Source organism: Daejeonella sp. JGW-45, assembly GCF_029360805.1.
In the GTDB taxonomy this organism is placed as follows: domain Bacteria; phylum Bacteroidota; class Bacteroidia; order Sphingobacteriales; family Sphingobacteriaceae; genus Daejeonella.
The window spans coordinates 220,060-236,301 of sequence record NZ_JARKNC010000002.1; the positions used below are offsets into that span (position 1 = coordinate 220,060).

9 protein-coding genes are annotated in these 16,242 nt (G+C 46.6%); 1 reads left to right on the forward strand and 8 read right to left on the reverse strand.

Annotation, left to right across the window (positions count from 1 at the left end; translation table 11 throughout):
- Positions 1 to 13 precede the first annotated feature (13 nt).
- From P2W76_RS04190 to P2W76_RS04200, 3 genes are all read right to left on the reverse strand, one after another.
- A complete protein-coding gene (locus P2W76_RS04190; RefSeq protein ID WP_276346269.1) occupies positions 14 to 3,190 on the reverse strand; it encodes a SusC/RagA family TonB-linked outer membrane protein in 3,177 nt (1,058 codons plus the stop codon).
- A gap of 162 nt (positions 3,191 to 3,352) precedes the next feature.
- Entirely contained in the window at positions 3,353 to 3,925 is a 573-nt protein-coding gene (locus tag P2W76_RS04195; RefSeq protein ID WP_276346270.1) for an HD domain-containing protein, read from the reverse strand.
- Between the two features lie 58 nt (positions 3,926 to 3,983).
- A complete protein-coding gene (locus P2W76_RS04200) occupies positions 3,984 to 6,125 on the reverse strand; it encodes a PQQ-binding-like beta-propeller repeat protein (RefSeq protein ID WP_276346271.1) in 2,142 nt (713 codons plus the stop codon).
- A 270-nt stretch (positions 6,126 to 6,395) separates the two neighbouring features.
- On the opposite strand from P2W76_RS04200, the gene P2W76_RS04205 reads away from it, so the two are divergent.
- Positions 6,396 to 6,806: a DoxX family protein gene (locus P2W76_RS04205; RefSeq protein ID WP_276346272.1), complete on the forward strand. Its 411-nt coding sequence runs from the start codon at positions 6,396 to 6,398 to the stop codon at positions 6,804 to 6,806.
- Positions 6,807 to 6,910: 104 nt separating this feature from the next.
- Here the strand turns inward: P2W76_RS04205 and P2W76_RS04210 are convergent, their stop codons facing one another.
- The 5 genes from P2W76_RS04210 to P2W76_RS04230 form a co-directional block, all read right to left on the reverse strand.
- Positions 6,911 to 8,497: a pectate lyase gene (locus P2W76_RS04210; RefSeq protein ID WP_276346273.1), complete on the reverse strand. Its 1,587-nt coding sequence runs from the start codon at positions 8,495 to 8,497 to the stop codon at positions 6,911 to 6,913.
- 314 nt (positions 8,498 to 8,811) lie between these two features.
- Positions 8,812 to 11,079 (reverse strand): transglutaminase-like domain-containing protein, encoded by a 2,268-nt coding sequence (locus tag P2W76_RS04215; RefSeq protein ID WP_276346274.1) that lies wholly within the window; start codon positions 11,077 to 11,079, stop codon positions 8,812 to 8,814.
- Positions 11,080 to 11,194: 115 nt separating this feature from the next.
- Positions 11,195 to 14,413 carry a DUF4962 domain-containing protein gene (locus tag P2W76_RS04220; RefSeq protein ID WP_276346275.1) on the reverse strand — a complete coding sequence of 1,073 codons (3,219 nt, stop codon included), beginning with the start codon at positions 14,411 to 14,413 and terminating at the stop codon, positions 11,195 to 11,197.
- Between the two features lie 71 nt (positions 14,414 to 14,484).
- Positions 14,485 to 15,297 carry an amidohydrolase family protein gene (locus P2W76_RS04225; RefSeq protein WP_276346276.1) on the reverse strand — a complete coding sequence of 271 codons (813 nt, stop codon included), beginning with the start codon at positions 15,295 to 15,297 and terminating at the stop codon, positions 14,485 to 14,487.
- Positions 15,287 to 16,237, reverse strand: coding sequence for an amidohydrolase family protein (locus tag P2W76_RS04230; protein ID WP_276346277.1), 951 nt, complete (start codon positions 16,235 to 16,237; stop codon positions 15,287 to 15,289). Before P2W76_RS04230 ends, P2W76_RS04225 begins: the two co-directional genes overlap by 11 nt.
- Positions 16,238 to 16,242 lie beyond the last annotated feature (5 nt).

Genomic DNA, 16,242 nt, shown 5'->3' on the forward strand with positions numbered 1-16,242 from the left:
GTATGTTGAGGTTTTAGAATTTTAAAGTAAGGTTCGTGCCTATGACGCGCGTTGACGGGAACTGGGCCAACTCGACGCCCGGGGTAAGGGTTCCGTTGTTGAGGTTACCACCCTCAGGATCGAAGCCCGGGAATTTGGTAATATTGAACAGGTCGCGGCCATAAAGGGCCAGATTTGCGTTCTTCACTCCGATCTTGCTTACCCATTTCAGCGGAAGCTTAAATTCTACCCTTGCTTCGCGCAGCTTCAAAAAGGACGCATCGAAAAGGTTTGTCTCCACGTTGCTGATCCCGTAGTAATTATCATAGTACGAAGAGGCCTGCACCCGTACGGTGTTCGGCGAATACGTATTGGTCGCGGCGTTATAAACTACGCCCTGGCCGATGATACCCTCATCACGCCCCGGTAATGTCACCTTAGTTTTTCCAAGCGTATTGTTCTTATGATTTGTCTGCGAGTAGGTATGTCCTCCCTTCTGGCCGTCGAGCAGGATATTGATCCTCACACTGCCTATGGTGAACTCGTTCATGAGGCCGGCTTTCCAGTCTGCAAAGGCATTACCCCATTTCCTGGTTACAGGGTCTAGTGTAGCAGGCAAACCAACAGAAGAATAGACTATCTGACCATCCGGTGAGCGCTGGAAGCCCTTACCATACATATCGCCCATCCTCCCGCCAACACGTGCTTCGATACTGACGTTGCTGCCGTGGCTATAGATCACCTGGTTGGTGATGCCCTCGGCAAGTTCCCTGACGTAGCTTCTATTCCTGCTCCAGGTTAGCGTAGTGCTCCAGCTGAATTTGTTCTTTGCAAAGGGCTTGCCGGTCAGGGCCACTTCTACCCCCCTGCTATTAATAAGACCGGCATTGACCAATGCGCTTGAAAAGCCGGAAACCGGGTCGAGCGGGATGGCCAGGATCTGGTTACGGCTATTATTGTTGTAATAGGATAGATCAAGGGAAAGACGGTTCCGGAACATCCTCAGGTCTAAGCCGGTCTCAACGCTCGAGGTGATCTCAGGTTTGAGGCTGGCATTAAAGAGCGTTGAAGGGTTAGTGAAGCTGTTGCCATATATGCGGTCGTAGTATTTGTCGGTCTGATACGGACGCGTATCATTTCCCACCTGCGCCCAGGATAGCCTGAATTTGGCAAAGGAGAACATGGACGGCAGGGTAAACAGTTCATCCAGGAGGAAGCTGCTGCTCACTGAAGGGTAGAAAAAGGAATTATTACCGTAAGGCAGGGTGCTCGACCAGTCGTTACGCCCGGTTATATCAAAGAAGATGCTTTCCTTGTATGATAACTGGGCCAGGCCGTAGAGACTGTTAATTGCCTTCCTGGTTTTCTGCGGATCTGCAACTGCCTGGTCAAGACTATTGGATATCTGATAAATGCCGGGCTGCGATAACTGGTCGGCATTCATTCCTGCGAAATCATAGGTCTGCTGCATAGCATTCGCACCGCCTGAAACTGAATAGCTGATATTGCTGCTGATAACATCCTTGTAAGTAAGCAAAGCGTCAGTGTTCAGCTCGTAGCTAAACACATTCTGTTCGCGGTACATACCACGCGGATACTTGGTCATGCTGAACGGACGCTGCTGGGAGCGGAATTCATTTGACATATCCAGTCCGGAGCGAAGCATAAGTTCCAGTTTATTATTGAACTGGTAGGTGGCTGAAAGGTTCCCGATTGCACCGTGCTTATTGATCTTGTTAAGCATTTCATACAGGTCCAGGTAAGGATTATCCGGGCCGGTATTGAACGAGTTCTTCTGCTTAACACCCTCCAGCCCCGGTTCCCAATAAGGCTTAAACCAGTCGGCACGGATGTTCGGCGTAGTGCCTATCATCAGGAAATACATGATTGACTGGTTATTATAACCGGCTGCGGGCAGGTTATTGCTTTTCTTATTGGTATAGTTTACTTTACCGTTGATCTTCAGCCTGTCTGAGATCTGCTGGTTCACCGACAGGGCCGCATTCATACGCTCATAGCCTGTGTTCGGCAATATCCACTTATTCTTAAACTGAGTGAGCGATAATCGCGCCGACCCCTTCCCGGTATTTCCGTCAATGGAGATACCGTTGGAGCTGGTAAGCCCTGTCTGGAAGAAATCAGATATATAGTTCTTATCGGCCACCCATGGCGTGCGCTCGGTTGGCCTGTTGCCCGGAACATCCGGGTTATACTGAAAGTAGGACTGGCCGTTGAACTTTGGCCCCCATGCCCGGCCTGCCGCAACGCCTGTTGCTGTATTAGGGCCGTCCGGACTATCCAGATAAGAAAAGTAAGCCATAGTACGGCCTTCTCCGTAATCAAACTGATAGTCCGGCCAGCGGTTAACCTGGTCGATGCTAATGTTGGAATTGAAGGTAATGCCTAGGCCGTTATCTTTGCTTTGACCACTCTTCGTCGTAATAATGATAGCTCCTCCCGCAGCACGGCTGCCATAAAGCGCTGTTGCCCCGGCACCTTTGAGGACGGTTACTTTTTCAATATCATCGGGGTTGATATCAGAAAGCGCCGATCCGAAATCTACCGGGCTATCCTGGGAAAGATGCGCTGAAAATCCGGTTCCGGTTATGCGGCTGCTTACCGGAACGCCGTCTAGCACGATCAGGGCCTGATTATTATCCAGGTTGAGGGAAGATTCGCCCCTCAAAGTGATCCTTGAAGAACCCATTGGCCCGGAGCCTGTTCCCTGGATGGTTAACCCGGCGACCTTCCCTGAAAGAGAGTTCACCCAGTTATTCGTCCGCGCATCCTTGATCGCATTTTCGCCTACGCTCTGGGCAGCGTAACCGAGAGATTTCTCCTCTCGCTTAATGCCAAGTGCGGTAACAACTACCTCGTTCAGCATCTTATTATCTTCACGAAGCGTAACGTTCATCTCTGTATTGCCATTATATGGCAGCTCGGTATTAAGGAAGCCGATGAAACTAAAGACGATCAGCGCCTGCCTGCCGATGGTTGGCGGAATTAACAGTTTATAATCTCCGTTGATGCCGGTCTTTGCGACTATCTGTGTCCCTTTGATAGAAACAGAAGCTCCGGGAAGCGGCTCCCCTAGCTTGTCTGCAACCCTGCCGGAGAGTGTACGGGATTGCGCAAGTGCGCTTAAACAGCTCACAAGCAGCAGCATAACTGCCAGGCCTGCACGCTTAGTCAGGTGGGTAAAAATATTCATAGCTTTTCTAAATTTTCTGCTAAGCTATTTTCCTGTTATGCACCTGAGATTAAGCCTGTTTTATGTCTATATTAATATTTCCAAGTTATCGTGCGGAAATGAGAAACGATGTAACATGAAGTTAACGAATAAGGCACAGGGGCTTAATGGATAACCATGAAATCACCTCAACTCCCTCATCGCCGCATCCAGGGTCATTACCGCACGTTCATAAAGCCTCTGATCGCCATGCGGTGCCTTTCGCAGGATCTCGCGGCATTCGGACAAGAACCTGCCGGCAAATCCGCGGTCGTGCCTGACGATCTCCGTGCAGTTGTCGATTATATCGGCGTATTTAATGGATTGGGAGTCGCCGCTGGTTTTTGCAATGCGCTCCACTTCAAGGTCTTTCCGCTGGCGGCGGTTGAGATGGGGAAAGGCGGATTTAACGTAAACATCGGTAAGTTCTTCAACCAGTTTGATCGTTTTTCGCACTTCAGGGGGAGGTAAGAGATCTTGCAGAAAGGCTCTGATGTCAGTACTGCTTACAGGAGTATCTTCAAGTACATCATGGAGCAAAGCTGCGGCCAGCATGCTGATATCCCCCGTGTATTCGCTGAGCATTTTCATCACCCGGATGGGATGAACTATATATCGGTCGGGGGTGTACTTCCGCGTTTGCTCTCCATGGGCCTGGTCGGCAAAATAGCTTACCTTGTCCAGGATCTGCTGAGTATGTGAAGATAGACCGGCCATATCCTTTTAAGCAAATTGGTGGCAAATTGTTTGTTCGGGACAGCCCGCGGCCTGGCTTTTACTTAACCGCAAATGCAACATAGCTTGCCCCCGATCTCATCCCAAGCTTACCACCGCCCGCGGCTATCACTACGTATTGCTTACCGTTTATGGAATATACGGCGGGTGTTGCAAAGCCGGCCGCCGGCAATTTTCCTTCCCAGAGCATCCTGCCGGTGGTCTTGTCGAATGCCCGGATCTTCTCGTCCTGGGTGGCAGCGACAAATACCAGGCCTCCTTTGGTGACCACCGGGCCGCCATATATTTCTGTTCCTGAGTGCGGCAGCCCCTGCTTTTTAAGCTCCTCAAATTCACCAAGCGGTACCTTCCATAAAAGTTTGCCCGTGACGAGGTTCACGGCATTGAGCGTACCCCATGGAGGTTTAATTCCAGGGAAGCCGTCTTTATCATAAAAACGGTGATAGCCGTTCATAGAATACAGCGGTGAAATATCGCGCTCACGGCTTGGCACGTCGCCAGCCCTCGCAGGCAGTGCCTCCTTATCTTCCAGGTCGAGCAGGAACGTCATCAGCGGCAGCTTTTCGCCCTCGACGATCTGCCGGAACGAAGGCATCATATTTCTACCGTTATCGAGCAATTGGCGGAGCTGCTGCTCATTATACCTTTTATTGAGATCGACAAGCGAGGGGATCGCCGAGAAATCGCCTTTAAGATCCGGGCCGTGGCAGGTAATACAGTATTTAGCGTAAACGCTCCTGCCCACTTCCTTGAAAGTCTTCCCGCCGACCTTATTCAGTGCAGGATTCGGCACCATTTGCGTCCACCAGGGAAGCTCGCTCGCACTGATGTACATGATCTTGGTAACAGGATCGACAGCGGCCCCGCCCCACTGGCCTCCTCCGTCGAAGCCGGGAAAGGTAATGGCGCCCTGGAAGCTCGGCGGTATAAATTCCCGTCCGCTCTTATATTTCGAGAACTCAGCCAGCAGCTGGGCTTTAATTTCCGGGCTCCTGTCGCTGATATCCTCCGCGGTGAACCGCTGCCTGGCGAATGGTACAGGCAGTGTTGGTATGGGTTGCGTAGGCCATGCCTCTTCACCGGGAAGATCGGAGGCCGGTACTGGCACCTCATTAATCGGAAAAACAGGTTTGCCTGTGACCCGGTCGAACATAAAAATGTACCCGTGCTTGGTGATCTGGGCCACCGCATCAATGTTCCTGCCATCCTTGCGGATGCTTATTAAATTGGGATTTGCGGGCAGGTCGCGGTCCCACAGGTCATGATGCACCACCTGAAAATGCCAAAGATATTTCCCTGTAGCGGCATCCAGTGCGATCAGGCTATTGGCGTACAGGTTGGAGCCTTTGCGATTTGCACCATAGAAATCCGGCGTGGCCGATCCTGTCGGGACATACACTATACCTCTTTTTTCATCCAATGCCATGCCTGCCCAATTATTAGCTCCTCCCACTCTTTTCCAGGCGTCCTTATCCTCCCAGGTTTCATGGCCAGGCTCGCCGGGTTGAGGAATAGTATGAAATATCCACCTCCGTTTACCGGTCAGAACGTCGAAGGCGCGGATATGGCCCGGCAGGGCGTCGCTGCCTTCAGAAACCCGCATAGATGTGATCAGGAGATCCTTATAGATTGCCGGAGCAGCGTTACCCGCGACATTAGCATTTGGGTAATCAAGGTCAAGGTTCTCACGCAGGTCGATAAAGCCCCCCTTACCAAAGCTGCTGATGATCTTCCCGTCGACCGCATTAACGGCATAGAGGTATGGGCCGGTCGAGTAAAATATCCTTTTTACCGTACCTCTTTTATCCTGCCAGTAGGACAAGCCTCTTACCGAGCCTCTCGCCGTTGAATCGGGCGGGCTGAACACCCATTTCTGACGTCCGGTTGCAGCATCAACCGCGAACAGCCTGAGCTGCGGAGATACGCCATAGAGCGTGCCGTCTATCATCAACGGCGTAGTGGGAATGGTAGTTTTGTTTGTTTTATCGCCGGTATCGTAAACCCATTCAACCTTCATGGAAGAAACGTTCTCCCGGTTTATCTGGTCACCGGAAGAATAACGGTTCCCCTCGTTCGTTCCGGCAAAGGTTTGCCAGCTAAGATAAATATCGCCGGCAGGCGGCATCCAGCTGACGGCCAGGAGAAGGATCAGGATACTGAAAATATAGAGGACGCGTTTCATGGTGCAGGAAAATTCGTTAAGGATGAAGATAATTGATTTTTTTTGATGTCCCCCGATTTAATCGGGGGTCTCGTGAAGATCCGGCGTAGCTCGCATCTTCAGGCAATTTGAAGTAAAACAAATTAATCCAGCATATTGTATTTTCATTTGCAGATGTAAATTCCCGCCACGCAACAGAGGCTGTCGCCTCGTGCCTTTACGAGATCCCGATTTCATCGCGGAACAATAATAGAAATTTCATTAACTTAGAGTAAACCAAATGAATAAACTATGTCCATAAAATCAACCTTCCTTTCAGCGAATGCAATTGCATCTGACTTTGGATTATTAATCCTTCGCGTAGTTTCGGGGGCTGCCCTGTTATCCCACGGGTATCCTAAATTTCAAAAAGTAATAGCCAGCGACATGCAGTTCGGCGATCCGCTTGGCATTGGCCAGGCTACATCACTCCATCTTTCGGCTTTTGCGGAATTTATCTGCGCTATCCTGGTCATACTGGGTTTCCTCACTCGCTTAGCCACGATCCCGCTGATCATTAACATGGCGGTTGCGTGCCTGATCGTTCACAGCGCCGATGATTTCGCTACCAAAGAGATGTCACTGCTTTACCTCGGCGTATTTCTGACGATATTCTTCACCGGGCCGGGCAGATATTCGGTCGACCGGAGCGTTTTTAAATAATTGACAGAGGAAAATACTCTTTTAGATTTCTTATCCTGGTGCCGAGTGAATTTTCACCGGGATAAGAAATCATTTAATCGTCTCAAAAGCCACAACGACAATAATTAATTCCTTTGTTGGGGCTGCCTTACATAATTGATCAAGACGTTCATATTTTTCATGTATTCACGCAACGAAATATATTGCTGGTCAGAGGCATCCATTATAGCTCTGCCTCCTGCATCACTGTCCCGGGCTGTATTGCTTTCTTCGCCTCCTGCTGTTACGGAGTACGGGCGGCTTGCCCATTCGTGCCTGGTAAGCCACCGATTCTGATTGTCCAATTTAGCAATAACTGCCTTTACCGCTGATTCATCCGGTGTTGCGGCAGGTGGATTTATTCGTCCATCAAAATACCGCTGAGGTAATTCACCTCCTGTAAACATTCGATTCTTTATCGGGGAGTTCCTGGTAACTTCCGCAGGCGAAAGGGCATTAACTCTCGCGTATTCGTCCTTTAGTTGATCCATATTTAACTTGGTTTTCGCACCATAGTGCAAAAGAGGATTCTCGCTGTTATAATCCCACCAATAACGCCCATTGTTCACTCCTGTACCCGTACGATGGGCATAAAGTTGCTTATTTGAACCTATCTCAGCAAAAACAGGATGAGTATATCTGCCATCCGCTGTTTCACTTTTTGGCAATTGAATACTTTCGAGCCATTTAATGGCATCGGGAATTCTGGCAATAAACTTTCGATCGCCCGTATATTCATAAAAACTTATCAGGGACATACTGTTTCTGAATGTCTGCCCTGGAAGAAGTGCCGGCGGTTCATACGAGCGCGCATGTGCCGGTTTAAGGTCCATATCATATTGTTGTCCCCAGCCCGCCTGAGGGTTTCCCTGCTGACTGATAATGAAAAAGTTCATCGCCCGTTGTATAGGATCAAGGAAACGCTTTTCACCTAAGGTCACATAACAGTCAATCAAAAAATTGAGATTGCCTAATATAACATCATCATTATAAGTATAAAAAGAAGTATAATCTTCGTAATCACCGTGAGGGTAATCATGCTTAAGCGGATATCGCTGAGGCCATCCTCCCAAAGGATACTGCGCTTGAATTATAAAATTTATAGCTTTATCCAGGGATGGCTTAAAGGAAACATCCAGCTTTTCAAGATACATGCGTAAAAGGAAACGGGCTGCCTGGGAAGTAACTTCATCATCAAAAGTAGCATTGCCATAATAATGATTATGTTCTTCAAAACCCCAGGCATTCTTTCCGATAGTATTATACCAGTTTCTGTTAGAAGCATCACCGGCGAAATCAATCATATAATTCCAGCCTCCTGAATCCTGCTGACCAAAAATCAGCGCTCCGGCTACCTTTTCTGCTGCTTTATAATAATATTCATCTTTGGTAACCTTATAAGCATCTAAAAAAACATGACCCATATCAACTGTTCCTGGATTTTGTACCCAGATCATCGTTTTATAGGCTTCGAGTTCGCCCCAGCGACGTGAAAGGTCTTCAAGATATAATCCTACGTAACCTCCGTTTGTACTGACTTTTTCCACCATAAACTTAGTTGCATCCAGCATCTTCTGTTTGGCATTGGAAAGTTGGGTGTTCTGACCCATTGCCGTAGAGGTAAAAATTAAACTAAAAAAAGCCAGGAATAATACAGTAATAGATCTTGTCATGTGTGCTATTTATCGTTTTGAAGTGTTTGTTTCAGTGCATAACCCGTTGCCCGGGAACATGAAGGTATGTGAATAATTGCAAGACAAGCCACAACTTTGCCAAGGCCTTGCTTGCCTGATCGATCAATCAACCATTGTTAAAAGTATCAAAAATTAAAGTTCTTTGCCTTTTAAAATCATTTTCCTCATTCCCAAATATATCAGCAATGAAATTAATAAACCAATGCTGCCAAGGATGAATATAATCTAATGAGTATCTTTTTGCTGAGACATCGTCTATCGTTTCCTTCGTTGAGTATTTTCCAATGATAATATTATTTCACACCGGGTAAATACTTAACATTTAAACTACTTAACGCTCCCGGGTTACCGAGTGCATCTATGCCACGGATCTCGAGGTTATTTAAACCCGGCGCCAGCTTCCATTGATAAGTTGAATCGCTGACTATTATCTTCTCACCATTGGCAATCAGCTCATAGTGCTTAAACCCGGGGCTGTCTGTTGCCATGGAAATCTTAAGCAAACCCTCTCTGACCGGGAATACAGCAAAATCGACAGTAAACAGTGAACCGTACATATCTGAGGCACGCCGGACAAAATAGCGGTGCTCGGGAGTCTCCGGCGTTTGATCATCGGTCCATGCATAATAGCCATCCCATCCCCAGTGTGTCCTCCCGTGGGTTACCGGCAAAGGTGATATCTGACTCAACCAGTTACTGCGGGGTAGCCAACGGACTTCAGCGGTATTATAGAAGCCGTATCCACCTGAATATCCCGGGTTTTCCTTGTTAGATGTTACTTTCCACCATGTATAATCCTGATTAATTTTACCGGAAAAGGCATGGCCTCCGTTTTCCATGGCAATAGGAAGTGTAGCAGGATCAATTCGGCTTGCACGGCGGTCTCTGTCCTCGAACGACCATTTATCCCGGTCGACAGGCTCTCCTCCCGGGTAATAGGTCTCCAGAAACAGATCATGTAATTCCAGAATATTTAATGGTATTCCCGTTTTCTTGTTATAGAACATAGAGTCGAAATTTGGATCAGCCATGATCCATTTTTGGTACTCCCTTGACCAGACCTCAACTAATTCATGTCCTCCCCAGATGGCATAATTGGTATTTACTATCCTTGCCGGAATACCAAAACTCTGGCAAGCCTGTGCGAAGACTATTGCATAATGAAGGCAGTTACCTCCTTTTTTTGACATATTCCCCGAAGCTGCCGGACCGCTGAGTATTTTAGCTGCATTCCAGCTTAACAGGTCTTCAAATTCGGAATTCGGCAGGAACCAATCCCAATAGCCAGCTGTCCATGCTCTCAGGCGCTTAATCTTTTCCCACTCGGTTTTTGCCCCCTCTACCACCTGATCGAGTTTATATTGCTTTCTGAATTCCTGAAGTTCGGGCAACGCAGGATTCTCATGAACAAAATCAAATGAGGATCGGGTAAGGGGGTAATTTTGCACTTCAGATATGAAGATATTCCGGGGGGATGAAGCCGTGCGCCATTGGCTTTTCAAATTAAGTCCCAGAATTTTGGGCTTGCTGTTTCCTGACCCGGGTTCAATGCGATATTCGAGCTGGACGAAGCGATGATTCATTCCATCAATTAATGACTCGTTCTCCATTTTCCTCCAGGGAGTCCATCCGCCTGCCTCGGGGATATGGGTATCCCCGCTTCTTATAAATGCTTGCCAATTAGAACCTTCAGAATCCCTGGTCTCAATTTTCATCTCTGCGGATTCCAAAACCACCGGAAGAAACATCACATTCCCCACGCCGTCTTCTGCCAGATTAATTACCGGGGTTTGCAGCCATGCCTTTTTGCCAAAATCTTGTAATTTCAGGCGCAGAGGGTATTCTGCTAAATCCGACTTGTTACCCGCATACTTCCAGGTTTTTCCATTGTCCTGACTTCGTTCGCTATTACCCGTAGATGACGCTTTCGCTGCGTTGGAGGGCATGATAATAGAATTCAGAGCCATTGGGATCCTGAATTTTTCATTTTGATTGTGCACACTGACCTCGATAAGGTTTTTACCTTTTTTCAGGTAAGATGCCGGCACCGGAACACTGGTCCAGAAATGCAACAATTCATATACAATGGGCTTATTGCCGTTCACAACAAACACAAGTTTCCCTCCGCTCATGGGTTCAGCCGGTACCAATGGATAGATCAGCATACTAATCCAGGCATTCTCAGAAGGCTGCAGCGGCAGTTCGAGATGCTTCCTGATGATAACACCTTTCGACAGCGTATCCCAGGCTTCAGAACGAATAGAACCTAAACTTACCGCATCGTTTTCAATCAAAAGATTGTCCTCAGGCACAATGGCATTTCCTTCAAGTTTAAGGTTCTGAGAAATAGATTGGGACCATAATTCAGCGGCAGTCCATTTCGCTACCTTGCCTTTCAGGGTATCCTTTACTGACTTCGCATCGGAAAATTTCCAGTAGATCGGGGACCGAAGCGACCCTTCGCGTTCACTTTTTTTTACCAGGGAGCAAAAACTATCCTTAAGTCCAAAAAGAGACAGAAAGACAATAATGCTGATACTGAGATTGCGTTTTCTATCCATGATTGCAAGAACGTCATTTCACATTGGTGGTACACAAATCGGAATACCGCAGGGGCCGGTGTTACCACCGGCCTCCCGGAATACCTGGATCCTGATCTGAAGACCCTGAAAAAACTTAGTTATTTATTTTCAAAGGAACTGTTCCTCCCGGCAATTTCACTGTCAGCATTTTTGTTGCTGCATCAAAGCCCCAGTCTTTAACCGCCTTTCCGCTAACTAAAACAGAGGAAGGTTTTCCAGACAATAAAACCTTTAAATTACATCCATTGGCTGATTTGATTTCAGCGTCTATTCCTCCAGGAACAATAGCCATAGTGCCTCTTACACCCACGTCTGAACTTAATGACAGGCCGTTGCCGGATATCGAACTTCCTTCAAAATAAATTTTCTGAAGAGCACCTGACTTGTCATAACTGGCTGTGAATCGTTTCGCATCGGTTGTAAAACCGGCCGCTGCTCCGTTTTCAGCTCCAATTCTGAACAAACCAAGGTCGGAACCATTGCTGTGCACCATCTTCGCACCGATCCATCCCGGAGCTTCCACTTTAGTGGTTACCGGTGCGGCACCGGCGCTGCCTCCTGACTTGGATTCCGGAAGGATCACTGCCAGGAAGTTAACCTGGTTAAGATCCGGCTTACTTGCAAGGTCGAGGAATGACTCATAGAACACTTTCCCAACGCCTTTATCATAGATCTTTGAAGCCTCAATCTCCGGACTAACGACATCCATTGTCAATTTTGCATTTGGGCGGTCAATGACCATCCGGCCTTTGTCATAAGTGATAGCAGTTTGATTATTCTCTCCCGGCGGAGCATGAAACAACCAATCGTAAACATGTCCCTGCGGTGATTTACTTTTTACTTCATCAAATAAGAAAAAAGGCCCGGTCTTGGTGTAAAGGATCGTACGCGAGTACTTTTCAAGTTTATCCTTGTATACAGAACTCAACTCGCTTTCAATTCCATCAGCATCTTTCCCGTTGAATAAATGCAATACCTTTGGCCAGTCACGCAATGATTTGATACCATTATCGTAATGGGCCGGGGCCTGGCTTTCAGGATCATGATCCACAAGCATAACATTGTGAGCGTTAGCCTGAACGTGATAACTCAAGTACTCCAGGTTCGCATAATAGCCCAGGGGGCCATACGCCGGATCAGTTAATAGCGTCTCCCCATTTTTCATGATCTGGAAACTCCCCTGATCATAATGATAATGATTGGAATTTGGCCCAACGCGGGTACTCAACACCGTTGCTGCATCATCCCAGCCTGAACGCATGACCATGCCCTGTGCTGAAAAGAATTTTGATGGCGCTAAGGTTTCTCTTGATACAGGAGTGATATCGTCCCTGAACCATAGGTAACTTAAATATCCGCCTTTGCCCGCCTCCCAGAACGGCTTGACGTAACTGTACAACAATGGGTTTTTGGTCCTGTTCACCAGCCACCAGGAATGTATCTGACCGCCAAGATCCACTTTTGAACCCTTTGCACCCCCTCCATCGCCATAATCCTGCATCAAACCATTTGAATAACTTGCCTGAACCAGGTATTTATAAAAATCTTTAAAGTTCGTGGTTGTCGTATAATCTACACCGAAATTCCGTTCCAGTGCCGGAAGTAATTCCCCCATATCCCGGCTTGCCATATTCATATAGCCGCTTTTTGGTTCACCATAGCTTCCGTCTTCATAATATGTCCGGTCAATAAAGGTTTTGGTTTTAGTCAGGATTCCGGAAATGTATGGTTCCAGATTCGGATTTGATGGATCATCCCCATAAATAGCGGTTGCAGCTAATCCCATACCACCTGCCAAAACTGCTATGTGATTGGTCTGGTTGGAAGGCATGCGGTTCATTTCAACCATATCACGGTGGAACATTTTCAATCCTTTTTCCATGATTGCTGTCCTTACCATAGCTCGTTCTGATTCAGAGAGCAGGTCATACAGCATATCGTAACCGTAAGCAACAGGCTTAATTGTATATCCTACGGGATAATAAGTCCAGAATTTACGTTCAAGCATCCAGTCAGCATTCCATTTCTTGAATGAGCACAGTTTCAGCAAAGCCTTTTTTGCCTGCTCACCTGCAGCCCGGTCGCCGGTAAATGCATATTGAAAACTGCCTTCTTCGATAACTTTCCCAAGTGTAGAATTTGGGTTATTCCAGACAGCATAGGAATTTAATCCCACTGAAGTCCGGGAATGAGGTCCGCCCACCAGGTTCTCTGCAGTATAGTCTCTCCCCTCATTGATGGCATTCACATTGACTTTCATAAAAGCCTTATGCTCTAAGGCATTATCAAGTATACCTTTTGCGACCGGCGATTTTTCGTTCGCAAGTCTTTTCTTCAATTCATCAGCAGAGAAATATAGTCTCGGATGGCCGTTTACTTGTTTTCCAGGCATCAGAAAACGTAAAGCCCAACTCAGTTCTCCCCCCTGCTCATCTTCACCCTTTAATCTGATCTCCCACTGGCCCCGGGCATCCTTTTCAGACAGTTTATAAATAGAAGTATTGGCCCAATCATTACCGCTTTTGCTGAATGAAATATTATCCCTGACAATATTTCCTTTGCTGTCTACCAATGTTCCCTTTACTTGCTTAAGGTTTATATTTCCTTCCGGTGCCACTTTAAGATTAATGTTGTCACCATAGAAAAAGTGCTTATTCAAAATAGACACATCGAACATTTCCAGGTTGGTTGAGCTGGGTGAAGTAGCTATAAATTGTCTGTCACGCTCACCATTGATGCTGAAATCGTCCATCAGAATAGTGTAGGTGAACAAATAATTAACGATCGGATAAGTTCCTTTCAATGTGATCACCTGAATGTGCTCATTCGCACCTAAAGATTGACCATTCAGCTTAAATGATGAAATTGGCAGATCCAGTTCTAGCCATGAATTTGCCTTTGGATTATTGATCTTATGGAAATAGCGCCTGCCATCAAAGGTTCCAAGAGAAAGCTCGAGAGACTCTGCATTCCGGTCACTCTGAAAATAAACAGCAGCTTTCACACGGCTATCTGAAACCGTATAAAGATTTAAGCGTTTTGTAAAACCCTGGTATAACTCATTGACATCATGGGCTTTAAACGGACGGGCAAGTGCATACTTGCTATCTTTATAAGTCGGGGATTTAACTGCAAAATACAGCGCATCAAAGGCTATATCCTGTGCATAGGGATAAGTTTCCCAACCGAAAAGCTCGCCCGTTTCAAAATCATTAAACAAGGTATAAGGAGTTCTGCCCACCTGATTCTGAGCATAGGCAAGATTAAAAATCATGCAAATAGCAAGAATTTGTAAAAGGAATTGTTTCTTCATATGTCTATCATTTGTTTGTGATATCCGCCTGTGCGGGAGGTTTATAGCATGTTTCTATTTGGTCTTTGCGGTTAAATTCTCAGCATACGCAGGGCGTTGCCCGACCATACTTTCTGTTTCTCGGTCTCGTTGATTGCTTTAAATGCTCCGAGCCTTAAAAACGGGGAGGTATAATCCACAAACGGAGTCTCTGTTCCGAAAGCCAGTTTATCAGCTCCGAAATTCTCCAGCAAATACGTTAAACTTTCACTGTTAGGGCCTTTTACAGCCACCCCGCTGCCTCTTGACGTGTCGAAAAGTACATCAGCGGCCTTCAGTATTTTAACAGATTCAGCTGTCGTTGGCTCCTGTCCGTCAGTAATCCTGGCTTCGAGGATCATATATTTTGCATCAGGCACTTTACTGACTAAAGCAGCAATATCATTATAGCTGATCGCCTTATCCACATCCAGCCACGACCTTTCACGCAGATCCGTCATTCTGAGAGGAATTGAAACCGGCATGCCCAGATCTCTGGCTGCTTTAACCATTTCAATACAGGCTTCATCCGTCAGTTTGTAATGGTGATACAGCGGAAATATCCGTATCCCTTTCATTCCAAACTCTTTGCTGCAGGTCTCCAGTGCATCCCTCCACCAGGGCAGAATCGGATTTATAGTTGCAAAGGGAATAAAACGATCTTTAAATGATGCATCGGAATTCAGCTCAGCAAATAGCTCTTCATTTGCAATCTGCCCATCCACATAAAAAATACCATTCAGATTGGATACAATTGCTTTATCCACTCCATAAGTATTCATCCGCTTCAAAAGCTCTTTGAGATTATTTCCTCTCAGGTTTCTGAATGGCCAGTGACCAACGAATGCATTAATATCAACCAGCATGATTACCCGCCTTTCTTAATAAATTGTTAAAATTTTCGAAGAATACCTTTTTCCTGTCTTCTTCACTCAGGTCGGCCCATATAATCTTCCCAACCCCGGTTTCATAATTCATATCTGTAGCAAACAATAAGCGGTCTGCGCCAAGGTATTTAACAGCCATATCGATCATACCCTCATCACTTACACTGCCACTGGTATCCAGATATAATGTTGGAGCTTTCTTTAAAACCCGGCACATATATTCCCAGTTACCACCCCCGCCAATATGACCGCAAATAATCATAGCTTCGGGATAGCGGTTAGCTATTTCAACAAAATCTTCAGGGACAGATGAATTTGGAGGATTAGTTGGCAGGTATCCCGGACGCCAGTTTCCCAGGGTAGTAACACCATGAAGCATTAATGGAATTTTATGTTTGATGCAGCGCTCTACAACCGGGTAATACAGCGGATCATTTATCTTAACTGCATCGTACAGTTCGCCAAGCATTACCATTCCATTATCCACGCAGCGATCAATTTCATCCAGTGCTTCCTTCTTGAACATAGGATTGATGTAACATTGCCCCATGATCCTTTTCGGATGCGATTTCATCGCCTGAATGATGATATCATTATTGGCGCGGATATCTGCCACAGTTTTCCCTCCCGGAATTGAACAGGCAGCTTTTGTAATACCCAGGGCTTCGCAGCTTTCGTCTACCTGGGCAGCATTACTGCCGTCCCAAACGTGATTATGAGCATCCAGTTTCGGATATTTCTTTGCCGATTCCATAATGGCTTTCCAGCCATCTTTCTGAAAGGTGTTCGCAGCTTTTTCAGATTCTTCCTTTGAAGGAACATTGCAAAGAACGCCCGACATGGAAGCACCCAAAAGCCCGAGACCTGTGGTACTTAAAAATGTTCTCCGGTTTAAACCAAAATCAGTCCGGTTTTTCATATATT

Coding starts and splice junctions, on each gene's coding strand:
- P2W76_RS04190 (WP_276346269.1), bottom strand. CDS start 3,190: ATGAATATTTTTACCCACCTGACTAAGCGTGCAGGCCTGGCAGTTATG.
- P2W76_RS04195 (WP_276346270.1), bottom strand. CDS start 3,925: ATGGCCGGTCTATCTTCACATACTCAGCAGATCCTGGACAAGGTAAGC.
- P2W76_RS04200 (WP_276346271.1), bottom strand. CDS start 6,125: ATGAAACGCGTCCTCTATATTTTCAGTATCCTGATCCTTCTCCTGGCC.
- P2W76_RS04205 (WP_276346272.1), top strand. CDS start 6,396: ATGTCCATAAAATCAACCTTCCTTTCAGCGAATGCAATTGCATCTGAC.
- P2W76_RS04210 (WP_276346273.1), bottom strand. CDS start 8,497: ATGACAAGATCTATTACTGTATTATTCCTGGCTTTTTTTAGTTTAATT.
- P2W76_RS04215 (WP_276346274.1), bottom strand. CDS start 11,079: ATGGATAGAAAACGCAATCTCAGTATCAGCATTATTGTCTTTCTGTCT.
- P2W76_RS04220 (WP_276346275.1), bottom strand. CDS start 14,413: ATGAAGAAACAATTCCTTTTACAAATTCTTGCTATTTGCATGATTTTT.
- P2W76_RS04225 (WP_276346276.1), bottom strand. CDS start 15,297: ATGCTGGTTGATATTAATGCATTCGTTGGTCACTGGCCATTCAGAAAC.
- P2W76_RS04230 (WP_276346277.1), bottom strand. CDS start 16,237: ATGAAAAACCGGACTGATTTTGGTTTAAACCGGAGAACATTTTTAAGT.